Here is a 14,326-nt window from a genome sequence, read left to right on the forward strand (position 1 = left end):
CCGCGCCGCCGGGCGGTGCGCCGCCCCGGGCTTGCGTCGCCTGGGGTAAGGCTGCGTGCCCAAGCGTGGGACCTGCGCCCGATCCGTCCTTGGCGGCCCCGCCAGGCGCGGTGCGAAAGCGCCCGACCAGTCCCTGCAGCGCCGAGGCTTCGTCCTGCAGGGCCAGGCAGGCCTCTTCCGACTGGCCGACCATGGCCGCATTCTGCTGGGTCACCGTATCCAGCTGGGTCATGCCGGAATTGATTTCGTTCAACCCGGTCGACTGTTCCGATGCCGCGCCGGCAATCTCGGAGACGAGATCGGCGATCTCTTGCACGCGCGCGACGATCCGCCCCAGCGCCTCGCCGGTCAGCCCGACCTGGGCCACGCCGCCTTCGACCTGCTGCGCAGAGGTCGCGATCAAGCCCTTGATTTCCCGCGCCGCCTGCGAAGAACGCTGGGCCAGGGCCCGCACTTCCGAGGCGACGACGGCAAAGCCCTTGCCGGCCTCACCGGCGCGGGCGGCCTCGACCCCGGCATTCAGCGCCAGGAGATTGGTCTGGAAGGCAATGTCGTCGATCACCCCGATGATCTGGTTGATCTGTCCCGACGAGGTCTCGATCTCTTGCATGGCGGTCACGGCATTGCGCACGATGGCCCCCGATTGGGCCGCTTCGGTGCTGGCATCCCTGACGATCCGTTCGACATTGCGTGCCGCCTCGGCCGTGGCGCGGACGCTTGCGGTCATCTGGTCCAGGGCCGCGACAGCCTGTTCCAGCGTGGCCGCCTGGGTTTCCGTCCGGCGCGCCATGTCTGTGGCCGAACGGCCAAGCGCACCGGCGGCCTCGTCGATCCGGCCCGAGGACAGAACCACGCCGGCCAGCGCCTGGTTCATCTGTCGCTGCGCCGCATTGAAATCGTCGCGCAGCGAATCCAGCCCGTCCGGAAAGCGATCCTGCAGCGGGGCCGTCAGATCGCCGGCGGCCAGGGCCTGCAAGGCGGCGCGCAGCTGCTCGACCACAAGATCGCGTTCGGCGCGCATCCGCGCCTGATCCGCCTCGGCCGCCTGGGCCAGCGCCAGCTTGTGGCGCAGCCCTTCCAGCGTCGAGGCCATCTCGCCGATCTCGTCGCGGCGGTCGGTTCCGGTCACTTCGGTCTGCAGATCGCCCGCGCCCACGCGGGACAGCGCGGCCGAAAGCCGGGAAATCGGCCGGGTGATCGACCCGGCCAGCAGCAGTCCGGCCGCAGCGATCAGCCCGATCAGGATCAGCGCCGTCAGCAGCGCACGCTGGCGGAACCCTGCGGTCTCGGCGTGGATATCGGCGAAACTGCGCTCCAGCACCAGAGACCAGCCCGAGGGGCTGGCGGCCAGGGGCTGGATCGAAATCAGTCCCGCCGCCCCGCCTTCCAGCGGGATGTCGTCGACCAGCCGGTCGTCTGGGCCGGAGGCCAACAGAAGATCCGCCGTCTCGAGCCGGCTGGTGATATCGAACGCCCCCGGTTGCCGCGAGGGCGAGCGGGCACGACCGTCTGGGCCAAGGATGAAGGCCTGACCGCTTTGGCCCAATGCGTCGTCGAGATGGATCATGTGCAGCAAGGCGTCGATCGGGATCTGCATCGCGATCATGCCCACGATCTTGCCCTGCGCGTCGCGCACCGGGGCCGCGGCGAACATCGCCGGCGCGCCGGCCGACGCGGCATAGGGCTGGAAATCCGACAGGGTGCCATCGCCCGGGCCCAGCCCCTCGGCGGCGCGGAACACCTTGCCCAATTCGGTTTCGGCATAGGGCCCGTCCCGCAGGTTGGTGCCGAAATCATCCTCCTTCGCAAGGGTATAGAGAACATCCCCCGCGGGCGAGATCAGGAAGATGTCGTAGAGATCGGAGTCCTGGGCAAGCGTGCGGAAATAGGGCTGCAGCGCGGCATGGCGCAGGTGATAGCTGCCAGGCAGATCGGGCGCGTCATACGCGCCGCGCTGGCCGGGGGGCAGCGGATTGTCGGTGATATAGACCTGGCGCAACTGGCCGAGGGGATCGGGGCCAAGATCGGCCAGCGAGGTGCTGAAATCCTGCAAGGCCCGGACGATGGTGGGGTTCGCGGCGGCGGAACTGGCCGCACCGCGGACCGTCGTCAGCCAGCTGTCGATCGCCTCGGCCCGCCGGTCGGTCGAGCGGATCAGCGCCTCGCGCGCGGCGCGGTCGGACAGGTCCTGGACCGCAAGATAGGACAGGCCCTGGGTGACGATCTCGATCAACAGGCTGAAGCCGATCACGGCCAGCGGCACTTTCCAGCGGATGGGAAGAGACAGGCGGATCATGTCATGCTTTCGATGCGGGCGGACCGGACGCGGTCGTGCGGTGAGTATTCCAGCCGGGTCCAAACAAGCCGTTAAGCCCGACCCGGTGGCCATCAGAACAATTCGGTCAGGCCGGCATTGTCCTCCTGGTTGCGCTGCCGCCCGCCCAGCGCATGGCGCAGCTCTTCCAGCCGCAGCGCGGCCAGCGCATCAAGCGCGGGCTGCGGCAGGGGCGCGGCCCCGGTAAGCGGCGCGATGGCGCTGAGCCAGCGGGCAAGATCGTCAAGCCGCTGATCGAGAAGGTCGATCGACTGGATCTCGGCCAGCGGCCGTTCGCCCCGGATCTCGCCCGCGTCGACCAGCCGATGCACCGCCTCTTCGATCCGCAGCACGATGCTGCGGCAGCGCGCCACCTCTTCTGCGGTGCGGGCGATCACTTCGGCCAGGGTCCGGGGCGCGGGTATCGTCACAGCGGGCCCACCACGCGTTCGATCGAGGCCTTCACGGTCGCGGTGGTAAACGGCTTGCGGATCAGGTTGTTGAGCCCAAGCTGCTGGCCCCTGCTCATCACTTCGGGCGAGGGCGTGCCGGTGATCAGGATGAAGCCGATGCGCTGGGTGTTCTTGTTCTGTCGCAAGGCGCCCAGCAGGTCGAGCCCCGACAGGCCCGGCATGTTCATGTCCGAGATCACCAGATGCACCGGGTTCGCGGCCAGTTTGCCCAATGCGGTCTTGCTGTCGGATTCGGTGGCGACATGCTTGATGCCGATCTCCTCCAGCGATTGCGAGATCAGCGCGCGGCTGACCGACATGTCGTCGACGATCATCACGCGCAGCGATTCCTTGAGGCTCATGCGGGGTCCTTTCAGGTCAGGGGGCGGCGCCGGGGCGCCGATAGGCAGTGATGCCGGCCGTGGCCAGCTGATCGGCCGCGGGGCCGGAGAGGCGTTCGGAATGGCCGATGCACAGAAGCCCGCCGGGTGCCAGCAGCGCGGCAAAGCGCTGCCAGAGCCGGGCCTGGGTCGGCTTGTCGAAATAGATCGCGACATTGCGGCAGAAGATCGCGTCGAAAGGGCCGCGGACCGGCCAGTCGGTCATCAGGTTCAACTCGGCGAAATGCACCAGGCCCCGCAACCGGGCCGAAACCTGCTGTGTCGATGCGCCGGGGCTGTCGCGTTCGAACATCAGGCCGCGCAGCCGGTCGGGGACGCCCTTGATCTCATCCGCGGGGTATTGTGCGGCGCGGGCCTTGGCCAGGATCGCGGGGTCGATATCGGTTGCAAGGATGCGGATGTTCATCCGCGGTGCCTCGGGCAGGGTGTCAAAGATCGTCGCGGCCATGGAATAGGGTTCCTGCCCGGCCGAGCAGCCGGCCGACCAGATCCGCAGCCTTTGCCCGGCGCGCAGCTTGTCGAGCCGTGGCTTCAGAATCAGCTCCGTCAGCAGGCGGAAGTGATGCTCTTCGCGGAAGAAATGCGTGACATTGGTGGTCAGGGCCGAGATCAGCTCGACCCGTTCGGGACTGTTCGGATCGCCTTCCAACTGGTCGCAATAGCTGGCGAAATCGGGGCAGCCGGTCTTGCGCAGCCGCTTGATCAGCCGCGAATAGACCAGGTCCTTCTTCGCTTCTTGCAGGTTCAGCCCGTATTCGCGATGCGCGAAGGCGGCGATGCGGGCGAAATCGGCCTTGGTGAAAGGGATTTCGCCGCGCGGCTCGTCGGGTTCTTCGGCCGGATGGGCGCGGTGCAGCGCGGTCATGCCGCCTGCCGCCCGCGGCTTTGGATCACCGCTGCCAGGTCGATCACCCGGGTCATGCCCTCTTCGATCGGGATGACGCCGGTGATCGACTGTTTCGTGCTTTCCGAACGGATATCGGGCGTGTCCTGGATCTGGCTGCGCTGCACCGACAGGATTTCCGAGACCGCCTCGACCAGAAGGCCGACGGTCTGGTTTTCGATCATGGCGACCACCACGACATTGCGCGGATTTTCCGCCGTGGGGCCAAGCCCGAAACGCGCCGAAAGATCGTAGATCGGGATCACCGAGCCGCGCAGGTTCATCACCCCCAGCACTTCTTTCGGGGCATGCGGCAGCGGCGTTACCGCGCTCCACCGTCGGATTTCGCGGACATGGGTGATGTCGAGCGAAAAGCTTTGCCCGCCGGCCTGGAAGGTGACGAATTCGGCGTCCGAGCGGGTGTCGGGATCAGACATGGGCAACTCCTGCGCTGGAGGGGAAGCTGCGGCCCTGCATATGGCCGGTGAAGGAACGGTTCGAGGTCAGGGCCTCGGAATCGAGGATCAGGGCGATCTGGCCGTCGCCCAGCACGGTCGCGGCCGAAACGCCGGGGATCGAGCCGTAATTGGATTCCAGCCCCTTGATCACCACCTGGCGCTGGTCATGCACCGCATCGACGATCAGCGCGCATTGGGTCTGGCTTTCGGTTTCGACAAGCAGCAGCAGCGGCGCCTCGTCGCTGTCGCGCAACGGAAAGCCAAGGCATTGCGCCACGTCGATCATCGGCAGGAAGCGGCCGCGGATCGACAGCAGCTTCTCGGAGGTGCCCATGTCATGCAGATCGCCGGGCCCGGGGCGGATCGTCTCGATCACCGAGGCGATCGGGATCACCATGGTCTGGCCCGCGACCGAGATCACCATCCCGTCCATCACCGCCAGGGTAAGCGGCAGCGAGATGATGAATTCGGTGCCCTCGCCCGGTTGCGAGGTGATCGCGACCCGTCCGCCCAGCGCGGTGACCGCATTCTTGACGACGTCAAGACCGACACCGCGGCCCGAGAGGTTGGAAATCCGCTCGGCGGTGGAAAAGCCGGGCATGAACAGAAGATTGTCGATCTCGGCATCGGTCAATTCGGCCTCGGCCGGGATCAGGCCCTTCGACACCGCCTTGTCGCGGATCCGGGCGCGGTTCAGCCCGGCGCCATCATCGCGCACGGTGATGAAGACCGAGCCCGAGCGATGGGCGGCCTGCAGGCGGATCGTGCCCTCGGGATCCTTGCCGGCGGCCAGCCGCGCCTCGCGGCTTTCCAGCCCGTGATCCACCGCATTGCGGATCATATGGGTCAGCGGATCGGCCAGCCGCTCGATCACGGTCTTGTCGACTTCCGTCGCTTCACCCACGGTCACCAGACGCGCGCTTTTGCCTGTGGCCTCAGCCGCTTCGCGCACGATGCGCGACATGCGCTGGAACAGGGGTTTCACCGGCTGGGCGCGGATCGCCATCACCGCTTCCTGGATGTCACGGGCAAGAAGCCGGTAATCCTCGACATGGGTGATCACTTCGGCATCGGTCGGCAGCGACAGATCCAGGATCGACTGTTCGATCATCGCCTGGTTGATGATCAATTCGCCCACGGCGTTGATCAGCCGGTCCACCCGTTCCAGATCGACCCGCAGCGTCGGCTTCGGCCCACCGGAGGCGCCGTCATCCTCGGCCGGGCGGGCATCGCGCCGCGGCTTGGCTCCGGCGGGCAGGGCCTGCGCCTCGGCCGGGTCGGGCAGGGCGGGGGGCGGCTCGGCGCCGGGGGAGACCATGGAATAGGCCTGCGGATCGCCGGTATGATCGTTGGCGTGTTCCGACGCAGCGGCGCTGTCGGCGGGCGGCGCTTCGGGCGGGGCGGAGTCCATCGGCGTCTCGGCCGGGGCGGGGCCGATTTCCAGCGTGCAAAGCCCTTCGACGAATTCGAAGATCTCGTGCAGAACGGTTTCCGGCTCGGCCGTGGCGAGGCGCAGCGTCCAGGACAGGTAGCTGCCGGCCGGATCGAACCCGTCCCAGTCGGGCAGTGCCGAGGCATCGAGTGTGACCTGCAAGGCGCCCAGATCGGCCAGCGAGGCAAAGATCAGCGCGGGATCATGGCCATTGGCGTAAAGCGCCGGCTGCGGGGTAAAGCGGATCTGATATCCCGGGGGGGCTGCGGGATCGGGCGGGGCCTCGGCCACAGGCGCGGGCTCGACCTCGATCGGGCCGAAATCCAGCGACACGGCGGCAAAGCCGAAACAGGGATCTTCATCCTCGGCCGAGCCCGGCGCGGGGGGCGCTTCGATCTCGCCCAGACAGGCGTCGAGATTGGTCAGGAAGCCCGCCGTCGCCTCGGCATCGACTTCGCGTTCCTCGCGGGCGGATTCGACCTGATCGGCCAGATGATCGGCCGAGCGCAGCAGCACATGCATCACCTCGGGCGTGAGGGCAATCTTGTCGGAGCGCAGCGCATCCAGCACGGTTTCGAACCGATGCGCGAAGGCCACCAGCGCATTCAGCGCGAAGGCCCCGGCGCCGCCCTTGATCGAATGGACGGCGCGGAACACGGCATTGACGGTTTCGCCGTCATGTTCGCCCGCCTCCATCAGCTGCAGGCCTTCGGCCAGGGCCTCCAGCAGTTCTTCGCATTCTTCAAAAAACGTGTCGCGGATCGAATTCATCGATGCCATGGTCGCCCCCCTCAGCCGCGCGCGCCGGTGACGCGGCGCACCACCGAGACGATGGCCGTGTCCTCGAACGGTTTGACGATCCAGCCGGTCGCGCCGGCGCGGCGGGCGCGCGCCTTCAATTCGTCCGCGCTTTCGGTGGTCAGCACCAGAATCGGCACATTGCGGTTCTGCGCCCCGCCGCGGATCGCGTCGATCACGCCGAACCCGTCCATCCGGGGCATGTTGATATCGGTGATCACCACATCGGGATCGATCTCGGCAAAGCGTTCGACCCCGTCGACGCCGTCATCGGCGGTGGTGCAGGCGAAGCCCGCATCCTCCATCGCCTTGCGGACGAGATTGCGGATGGTACGGGAATCATCGATGGCGAGAACCCGGATCGTCATTCTTGCACCTCGGTCTCAAGCAGGTCGGGGGTGACGCCCAGGGCGGCCAGCTCGGCCGCCTGGTCGGTGGAAAGCCGGGTGACGCGCAGCCGCAGCCCGCGGGCGCGGCGATCGGCGGCGGCGGCCAGCAGAAGCTGCACCAGCGGCGTGTCGAAGCGGCGCAGACGCAGGGCCGAGATGTCCAATGGCACATCGGGGTTCTGCCGCAGGAAGGGCAGAAGCGTGTTCTCGCCCGTGACGGAGACACGCTCGGGAAGATCGAAATCGACGGTGTCGGGCATGCGGCGGCGGCCCCCTGAACTGGCTGATCCCGCCGGCGGACTGCCGGTCGGCCTGTTATGGATAAGGTGTCGAGGCTTAAGGAATCGTTTTGCGCTTGCGGCTCGCTGATGGCTTTTCGTTCAACCTGTCCACAGTCGCGGCCGCGGCTTGACGCTGGCGCGGCCCGCGCGCAAGGTCGCCGCAAAACGAGGCAGGGCATGCGCAGGATCTTCATCACCGGAACGGCGGGGTTCATCGGCTTTCATCTGGCGCGGCTGCTGTTGCAGCATGGCTGGCAGGTGGCGGGCTATGACGGGATCACCGATTACTACGATGTCGGGCTGAAACGGCGCCGCCATGCGGCGCTGCTGCAGATGCCGGGCTTCACCGCGACCGAGGCGATGCTCGAGGATGTCAGCGCGCTGGATGCCGCGATCGACGCCTTCCGCCCCGATGTGATCGTGCATCTCGCGGCCCAGGCCGGTGTGCGCTACAGCCTTGAAAACCCGCGCTCTTACGTCGAATCGAACGTGATCGGCACCTTCAACGTGATGGAGGCGGCGCGGCGGCTGGGGGTGCAGCATCTCTTGATGGCCTCGACCAGTTCGATCTATGGCGCCAATGAAAGCATGCCCTTCCGCGAGACCGACAAGGCCGATGGCCAGCTGACGATCTATGCGGCGACCAAGAAGGCCACCGAAAGCATGGGCCATGCCTATGCGCATCTGTGGAACCTGCCCACGACGATGTTCCGCTTCTTCACCGTCTACGGCACCTGGGGCCGGCCCGATCTGGCCTATTTCAAGTTTGTCGACGCGATCCTGAACGACCGGCCGATCGACATCTACAATCACGGCGAAATGTGGCGCGATTTCACCTGTGTCGACGATCTGGTGGAAGGGATCCGGCTTTTGATCGACGTGCCCCCGGTGCGGCCGGCCCCGGGCGAGGCGATCCCCGAGGGTGACAGCCTGTCGAAGGATGCGCCCTGGCGGGTGGTGAATATCGGCAATTCCGACAAGGTGAAGCTTCTCGATTTCGTCGATGCGATCGAGGAGGTGCTGGGGAAGAAGGCGATCCGCAATTACATGCCGATGCAGAAGGGCGATGTGCCGGCCACCTGGGCCGATGCCGCGCTGCTGAAGCGCCTGACCGGCTACCAGCCGAAGACCGATATCCGCGAGGGCATGCGCCGCTTCGTGGCCTGGTATCGCGACTATTACGGGGTCTGATCCGGCATCTGGGCGCGCCTTCGCTCTGGCCTTATCCGGGCGGCGCGTCTGGTCCTAATGCGACGCGGGATTTTCGCCGATACTGCCGGCCGGGATTTGCGTCGCGAAAGGATATGCCATGGAAGGCATGAGCGGGATGAATGACATGGAACGCGTGGTCGAGGCCGACCGCGCCCATGTCTGGCACCATCTGGTGCAGCACAAGGCCTTTGAGACCGTCGATCCGCGGGTGATCGTGGAAGGCAAGGGGCTGCGGGTCTGGGATGCCAAGGGGCGCGAATTCCTGGATGCCGTCTCGGGCGGGGTCTGGACGGTGAACATCGGCTACGGCCGCGAGACGATGGCGCGTGTCGTCTATGAACAGCTTGTGAAGATGAACTATTTCGCCGGTGCCGCGGGCTCGGTTCCCGGCGCGCTCTTCGCCGAGAAGCTGATCTCGAAAATGCCGGGCATGAGCCGGGTCTATTATTCGAACTCGGGCTCCGAGGCGAATGAGAAGGTCTACAAGATGGTGCGGCAGATCTCGCACCGGGTGCATGGCGGCAAGAAGGGCAAGATCCTGTACCGCGACCGCGACTATCACGGCACCACGCTGGGCACGCTGGCCTCCAGCGGGCAGGATGAACGCGCGATGCAATACGGGCCCCTGCCGGGCGGCTTTGTCCGCGTGCCGCATTGCCTGGAATATCGCAAGCAATGGGATGTGGAAAATTACGGCGAACGCGCCGCGGATGCCATTGAAGAGGTGATCCTGCGCGAAGGCCCCGATACCGTGGGCGCGCTGGTGCTGGAGCCGGTGACCGCCGGCGGCGGCGTGATCGTGCCGCCCAAGGGCTATTGGGAGCGGGTGCAGGAGATCTGCAAGAAATACGACATCCTGCTGCATATCGACGAGGTCGTCTGCGGCGTCGGCCGCACCGGCACCTGGTTCGGCTATCAGCATTACGGCATCAAGCCGGATTTCGTGACCATGGCCAAGGGCGTGGCCTCGGGCTATGCGGCGATTTCCTGCACCGTCACGACCGAGCGCGTCTTCGAGATGTTCAAGGACGACCCGTCCGATCCGATGAGCTATTTCCGCGACATTTCCACCTTCGGCGGCTGCACCAGCGGTCCGGCGGCGGCGCTGGAGAACATGCGGATCATCGAGGACGAGGGGCTTCTGGCCAACACCACCGCGATGGGCGACCGCTGCCTGGCCAACCTGCAGGCGCTGATGGAAAAGCACAAGGTCATCGGCGATGTGCGCGGCAAGGGCCTGTTCCTGGGCGCCGAGCTGGTGGCCGACCGGGCGACCAAGGAACCCGCGCCCGAAAAGCTGGTTCAGCAGGTCGTGGCCGAGTGCAATGCGCAGGGCGTGATCATCGGCGCGACCAACCGCTCGCTTCCCGGGCTGAACAACACGCTGTGCCTGTCGCCGGCGCTGATCGCCACGACCGATGACATCGACCAGATCACCGGCACGATCGACAAGGCGCTGACCAAGGTCTTCGGCTGATCTTCCAGCCGACTTTCAAGGACTTACGAAATCGCGCGGTCCGGCCCGGCAGGGGCTGGGCCGCGTCTTTCTTTGCCCCTCAGGGCCCGGGCCGTGGCGCTTCGGTGCAGCGACGCACCGAAGGCACCGGACACTCCGCGCGCCGGCTGCCCTTGCGGCCCCCGCGGCGCGCCACTAAGACTCTGGAAACCTTCCGGCGATAACGCTGTCCCTCACTTGAAAAGGCTGGCCCGATGCGCGATCCGATCGACACCTACATGAACACGCTCGTGCCGATGGTGGTCGAGCAGACGAGCCGCGGCGAGCGGGCCTATGACATCTATTCGCGCCTGCTGAAAGAACGCATCATCTTCCTGGCCGGCCCGGTGCATGACGGCATGTCCAGCCTGATCTGCGCCCAGCTTCTGTTCCTGGAAGCCGAGAATCCCTCGAAGGAAATCTCGATGTACATCAACTCGCCCGGCGGTGTGGTGACCTCGGGCCTGTCGATCTACGACACGATGCAATATATCAAACCCAAGGTTTCCACCCTGGTGATCGGCCAGGCGGCCTCGATGGGCAGCCTGCTGCTGACCGCTGGCGAAAAGGGCATGCGCTTCTCGCTGCCGAACAGCCGCGTCATGGTCCACCAGCCCTCGGGCGGCTATCAGGGCCAGGCCACGGATATCTGGATCCATGCCCAGGAAACGCTGAAGCTGAAGCGTCGGCTGAATGAAATCTACGTGAAGCATACCGGCCAGAATTACGAAACGGTCGAGGCCGCGCTGGAGCGTGACAACTTCATGTCGGCCGAAGATGCCAAGGCCTGGGGCCTGATCGACGAGATCCTGGCCGATCGCGGCAAGATGGATTCGACCAGCAAGTAGGAAGACCCGCCCCCGCCGACGTCGGCGCGCGGGGGCGATTTGGCGTTGTGGAGGCCCGGGCCTTGTCCTAGACTTTGGGACTACAGCGCGGGCAGGGCGTCAGGACAGGCGCGGGAAGACGGCAGAGGGCGACGGATGGCTACGAATTCGGGCGACAGCAAGAACACGCTTTACTGCTCGTTCTGCGGCAAAAGCCAGCATGAGGTCCGCAAGCTGATCGCGGGACCGACGGTGTTCATCTGCGACGAATGCGTCGAGCTGTGCATGGACATCATCCGCGAGGAGACGAAGACCGCCGGTCTGAAGGCCACGGATGGCGTGCCGACGCCGCGCGAGATCTGCAAGGTGCTGGACGATTACGTGATTGGCCAGATGCATGCCAAGCGCGTCCTCTCGGTTGCCGTGCACAACCATTACAAGCGGCTGAACCATTCCTCGAAGCAGGATGTGGAGCTTGCCAAGTCGAACATCCTGCTGATCGGCCCGACCGGCACCGGCAAGACGCTGCTGGCGCAGACGCTGGCCCGCATTCTGGACGTGCCCTTCACCATGGCCGATGCGACCACGCTGACCGAAGCCGGTTACGTGGGCGAGGATGTGGAAAACATCATCCTCAAGCTCTTGCAGGCCTCGGAATACAATGTCGAGCGCGCGCAGCGCGGCATCGTCTATATCGACGAGGTCGACAAGATCACCCGCAAGTCCGACAATCCCTCGATCACCCGCGACGTCAGCGGGGAAGGGGTGCAGCAGGCGCTGCTGAAGATCATGGAAGGCACCGTGGCTTCGGTGCCGCCGCAGGGCGGGCGCAAGCATCCGCAGCAGGAATTCCTGCAGGTCGACACGACGAACATCCTGTTCATCTGCGGTGGCGCCTTCGCGGGTCTGGAAAAGATCATCGCGCAGCGCGGCAAGGGGTCGGGCATCGGCTTTGGCGCCGAGGTGAAAGACCCGGAATCCCGCGGCGTGGGAGAATTGTTCCGCGAACTTGAACCGGAAGATCTGCTGAAATTCGGCCTGATCCCGGAATTCGTCGGCCGTCTGCCGGTGGTGGCGACCCTGGAAGACCTGGACGAAGCCGCTTTGGTCACCATCCTGACCGAGCCGAAGAATGCGCTGGTCAAGCAATACCAGCGCTTGTTCGAAATCGAAGGCGTGAAGCTGACCTTCTCGGTCGAGGCGCTGTCGGCCATCGCCAAGCGTGCGATCAAGCGCAAGACCGGCGCGCGCGGGCTGCGCTCGATCATGGAAGACATTCTTCTGGACACGATGTTCGAACTGCCCGGCATGGGCGATGTCTCGGAAGTCGTGGTTTCGGACGAGGCGGTGAACAACGGGGCGAAGCCGCTGCTGGTGCATACCGAGCCGAAGAAGAAGGAAACCGCGGCCGGCTGATGCCGATGCACCGCGACCAGAATTCCAACGCCGTCCCCTCCGGGGCGGCGTTTTTCCATGTCAGACAGGAGCGGACATGACCATCAGACGCATTTCCACCGGATCGACCTGGGAGCCGAAGATCGGCTATTGTCGCGCCGTGGTGGCGGGGCCCTGGGTGCATGTCTCGGGCACGACGGGCACCGATCACGCGACCGGCACCATCCCCGAAAGCGTGACCGATCAATGCGCGCTGGCGCTGGCGATCATCGAGAAGGCCCTGGCCCAGGCCGGCGCCGGCCTCGCCGATGTGGTGCGGGTGCATTACATCCTGCCCGACCGCGCCGATTTCGAACCCTGCTGGCCGCTGCTGTCCCAGGCCTTCGCGGCGCATCCTCCGGCGGCGACGATGATCGAGGCCGGGCTGATCGACGCCCGCCACAAGATCGAGATCGAAGTGACGGCCTATCGGCCGCAAGGCGCCTGAACAAGGCGGCGGCGGCGCGCGCCCGGATCCTGCGCCCCGATCCTGCATCGCGACATGACAAGACCGCGACCCATGCGCGCAGGGATTGGAAGCCCGCCCGCCTGCCGGTAGGATGGCGCCAAAGGGAGATCCTGCATGATCATCGAGCTTGGGCATTTCGCGCTGATCCTGGCGTTGATGGTGGCAATCGTGCAGGCCATCCTGCCGATGTGGGGGGCGCAGCGCGGCAATCCGGTACTGATGGCCGTGGCCGCCCCCGCGGCGGTGGTGCAATTCGCGCTGATCGCCCTGTCCTTCGGCGTGCTGACCTGGGCCTTCGTGGTGTCGGATTTCTCGCTGGCGGTGGTGACGGCCAACAGCCACACGCTGAAGCCGATGCTGTACAAGGTCACCGGCGTCTGGGGCAATCACGAGGGCTCGCTGATGCTGTGGGTGCTGATCCTGGCGCTGTTCGGCGCCTCGGCGGCCTGGTTCGGCGGCAATCTGCCCGACCGGCTGCGCGCCCGGGTGATCGCCATGCAGGGGCTGATCGGCGTGGCCTTCCTGGGCTTTCTTCTGTTCACCTCGAACCCGTTCTGGCGGCTGCAGACCCCGCCCCTGGACGGGCAGGACCTGAACCCGCTGCTGCAGGATCCGGGTTTGGCCTTCCATCCGCCCTTCCTGTATCTGGGCTATGTCGGCCTCAGCATGGCGTTTTCCTTCGCCATGGCCGCGCTGATCGAGGGGCGGGTGGATGCCGCCTGGGCGCGCTGGGTCAGGCCCTGGACGCTGGCCGCCTGGGTCTTTCTGACCATCGGCATCGCGCTTGGGTCGTGGTGGGCCTATTACGAACTGGGCTGGGGCGGGTTCTGGTTCTGGGACCCGGTCGAGAATGCCAGCTTCATGCCCTGGCTTCTGGCCGGCGCATTGCTGCATTCGGCGATCGTGGTGGAAAAGCGTGAGTCGCTGAAAAGCTGGACCATCCTGCTGGCGATCCTGGCCTTCGGCTTCTCGCTGATCGGCACCTTCATCGTGCGCTCGGGGGTGATCACCTCGGTGCATTCCTTCGCCTCGGATCCGGCCCGCGGCGTGTTCATCCTGGGCATTCTGGCCTTCTTCACCGGCGGCGGGCTGGTGCTTTACGCGCTGCGCGCCGGCGCGATGGAGGCCAAGGGCCTGTTCGGCATGGTCAGCCGGGAATCGGCGCTGGTCGCGAACAACATCCTGCTGGCCGTCTCGGCCTTCGTGGTCTTCATCGGCACGATCTGGCCCTTGATCTCTGAAATGCTGATGGAGCGCGTGGTCTCGGTGGGCGAGCCCTTCTTCAACGCGGCCTTCACGCCCTTCTTCGTGGCCCTGGCGGTGATCCTGCCGCCCGGGGCGATGCTGGCCTGGAAGCGCGGCGATCTGAAGCGGGCGCTCAGGGCGCTGCTGCCGGTGGCGGCGCTGGCGCTGGCGCTGGGGCTGCTGGTCTGGGCGATGCAGACCGGACGCTCGGCCCTGGGCCCGGTCGGCGTGGCGCT

14 protein-coding genes are annotated in these 14,326 nt (G+C 66.0%); 6 read left to right on the top strand and 8 right to left on the bottom strand.

What is annotated here, in order from left to right; genetic code table 11:
• The 8 genes from K1Y73_RS18625 to K1Y73_RS18660 form a co-directional block, all read right to left on the bottom strand.
• The coding region (locus K1Y73_RS18625) for a methyl-accepting chemotaxis protein (protein ID WP_225029811.1) at positions 1–2,296 on the bottom strand (2,296 nt) is incomplete at its 3' end.
• A 92-nt stretch (positions 2,297–2,388) separates the two neighbouring features.
• On the bottom strand, positions 2,389–2,745 hold the full coding sequence (locus tag K1Y73_RS18630) for a hypothetical protein (protein ID WP_225029812.1): 357 nt from the start codon (positions 2,743–2,745) through the stop codon (positions 2,389–2,391).
• Entirely contained in the window at positions 2,742–3,128 is a 387-nt protein-coding gene (locus K1Y73_RS18635) for a response regulator (RefSeq protein ID WP_225029813.1), read from the bottom strand. Before K1Y73_RS18635 ends, K1Y73_RS18630 begins: the two co-directional genes overlap by 4 nt.
• A 16-nt stretch (positions 3,129–3,144) precedes the next feature.
• Positions 3,145–4,032: a CheR family methyltransferase gene (locus tag K1Y73_RS18640; protein ID WP_225029814.1), complete on the bottom strand. Its 888-nt coding sequence runs from the start codon at positions 4,030–4,032 to the stop codon at positions 3,145–3,147.
• Complete coding sequence (locus tag K1Y73_RS18645; protein WP_225029815.1) at positions 4,029–4,487, bottom strand: chemotaxis protein CheW; 459 nt, start codon at positions 4,485–4,487, stop codon at positions 4,029–4,031. Before K1Y73_RS18645 ends, K1Y73_RS18640 begins: the two co-directional genes overlap by 4 nt.
• The gene (locus K1Y73_RS18650; protein ID WP_225029816.1) at positions 4,480–6,720 is read right to left on the bottom strand and encodes a chemotaxis protein CheA; all 2,241 of its coding nucleotides are present in this window, start codon (positions 6,718–6,720) and stop codon (positions 4,480–4,482) included. The genes K1Y73_RS18645 and K1Y73_RS18650 overlap by 8 nt, the downstream gene beginning before the upstream one ends.
• An 11-nt stretch (positions 6,721–6,731) precedes the next feature.
• Positions 6,732–7,106 carry a response regulator gene (locus K1Y73_RS18655; RefSeq protein ID WP_225029817.1) on the bottom strand — a complete coding sequence of 125 codons (375 nt, stop codon included), beginning with the start codon at positions 7,104–7,106 and terminating at the stop codon, positions 6,732–6,734.
• The gene (locus K1Y73_RS18660) at positions 7,103–7,387 is read right to left on the bottom strand and encodes an STAS domain-containing protein (RefSeq protein ID WP_225029818.1); all 285 of its coding nucleotides are present in this window, start codon (positions 7,385–7,387) and stop codon (positions 7,103–7,105) included. The genes K1Y73_RS18655 and K1Y73_RS18660 overlap by 4 nt, the downstream gene beginning before the upstream one ends.
• 198 nt (positions 7,388–7,585) lie before the next feature.
• On the opposite strand from K1Y73_RS18660, the gene K1Y73_RS18665 reads away from it, so the two are divergent.
• The 6 genes from K1Y73_RS18665 to K1Y73_RS18690 all read left to right on the top strand — a co-directional run.
• Positions 7,586–8,599 carry an NAD-dependent epimerase/dehydratase family protein gene (locus K1Y73_RS18665; protein ID WP_225029819.1) on the top strand — a complete coding sequence of 338 codons (1,014 nt, stop codon included), beginning with the start codon at positions 7,586–7,588 and terminating at the stop codon, positions 8,597–8,599.
• Positions 8,600–8,717: 118 nt separating this feature from the next.
• Positions 8,718–10,097 carry a hypotaurine--pyruvate aminotransferase Tpa gene (tpa, locus tag K1Y73_RS18670; protein ID WP_225029820.1) on the top strand — a complete coding sequence of 460 codons (1,380 nt, stop codon included), beginning with the start codon at positions 8,718–8,720 and terminating at the stop codon, positions 10,095–10,097.
• A gap of 233 nt (positions 10,098–10,330) precedes the next feature.
• Positions 10,331–10,963, top strand: coding sequence for an ATP-dependent Clp endopeptidase proteolytic subunit ClpP (gene clpP, locus K1Y73_RS18675; protein WP_225029821.1), 633 nt, complete (start codon positions 10,331–10,333; stop codon positions 10,961–10,963).
• A gap of 135 nt (positions 10,964–11,098) precedes the next feature.
• Positions 11,099–12,358: an ATP-dependent Clp protease ATP-binding subunit ClpX gene (gene clpX / locus K1Y73_RS18680; protein WP_225029822.1), complete on the top strand. Its 1,260-nt coding sequence runs from the start codon at positions 11,099–11,101 to the stop codon at positions 12,356–12,358.
• A gap of 76 nt (positions 12,359–12,434) precedes the next feature.
• The gene (locus K1Y73_RS18685) at positions 12,435–12,824 is read left to right on the top strand and encodes a RidA family protein (protein ID WP_225029823.1); all 390 of its coding nucleotides are present in this window, start codon (positions 12,435–12,437) and stop codon (positions 12,822–12,824) included.
• Between the two features lie 135 nt (positions 12,825–12,959).
• On the top strand, positions 12,960–14,326 hold a 1,367-nt coding region (locus K1Y73_RS18690), incomplete at its 3' end, for a heme lyase CcmF/NrfE family subunit (RefSeq protein ID WP_225029824.1).

The organism is Xinfangfangia pollutisoli, assembly GCF_020179405.1.
In the GTDB taxonomy this organism is placed as follows: domain Bacteria; phylum Pseudomonadota; class Alphaproteobacteria; order Rhodobacterales; family Rhodobacteraceae; genus Pseudogemmobacter; species Pseudogemmobacter pollutisoli.

Bases quoted from the DNA above. Each gene is read 5' to 3' on its own strand.
- K1Y73_RS18635 (WP_225029813.1), bottom strand. From the start codon at position 3,128: ATGAGCCTCAAGGAATCGCTGCGCGTGATGATCGTCGACGACATGTCG.
- K1Y73_RS18640 (WP_225029814.1), bottom strand. From the start codon at position 4,032: ATGACCGCGCTGCACCGCGCCCATCCGGCCGAAGAACCCGACGAGCCG.
- K1Y73_RS18645 (WP_225029815.1), bottom strand. From the start codon at position 4,487: ATGTCTGATCCCGACACCCGCTCGGACGCCGAATTCGTCACCTTCCAG.
- K1Y73_RS18650 (WP_225029816.1), bottom strand. From the start codon at position 6,720: ATGGCATCGATGAATTCGATCCGCGACACGTTTTTTGAAGAATGCGAA.
- K1Y73_RS18655 (WP_225029817.1), bottom strand. From the start codon at position 7,106: ATGACGATCCGGGTTCTCGCCATCGATGATTCCCGTACCATCCGCAAT.
- K1Y73_RS18660 (WP_225029818.1), bottom strand. From the start codon at position 7,387: ATGCCCGACACCGTCGATTTCGATCTTCCCGAGCGTGTCTCCGTCACG.
- K1Y73_RS18665 (WP_225029819.1), top strand. From the start codon at position 7,586: ATGCGCAGGATCTTCATCACCGGAACGGCGGGGTTCATCGGCTTTCAT.
- tpa (WP_225029820.1), top strand. From the start codon at position 8,718: ATGGAAGGCATGAGCGGGATGAATGACATGGAACGCGTGGTCGAGGCC.
- clpP (WP_225029821.1), top strand. From the start codon at position 10,331: ATGCGCGATCCGATCGACACCTACATGAACACGCTCGTGCCGATGGTG.
- clpX (WP_225029822.1), top strand. From the start codon at position 11,099: ATGGCTACGAATTCGGGCGACAGCAAGAACACGCTTTACTGCTCGTTC.
- K1Y73_RS18685 (WP_225029823.1), top strand. From the start codon at position 12,435: ATGACCATCAGACGCATTTCCACCGGATCGACCTGGGAGCCGAAGATC.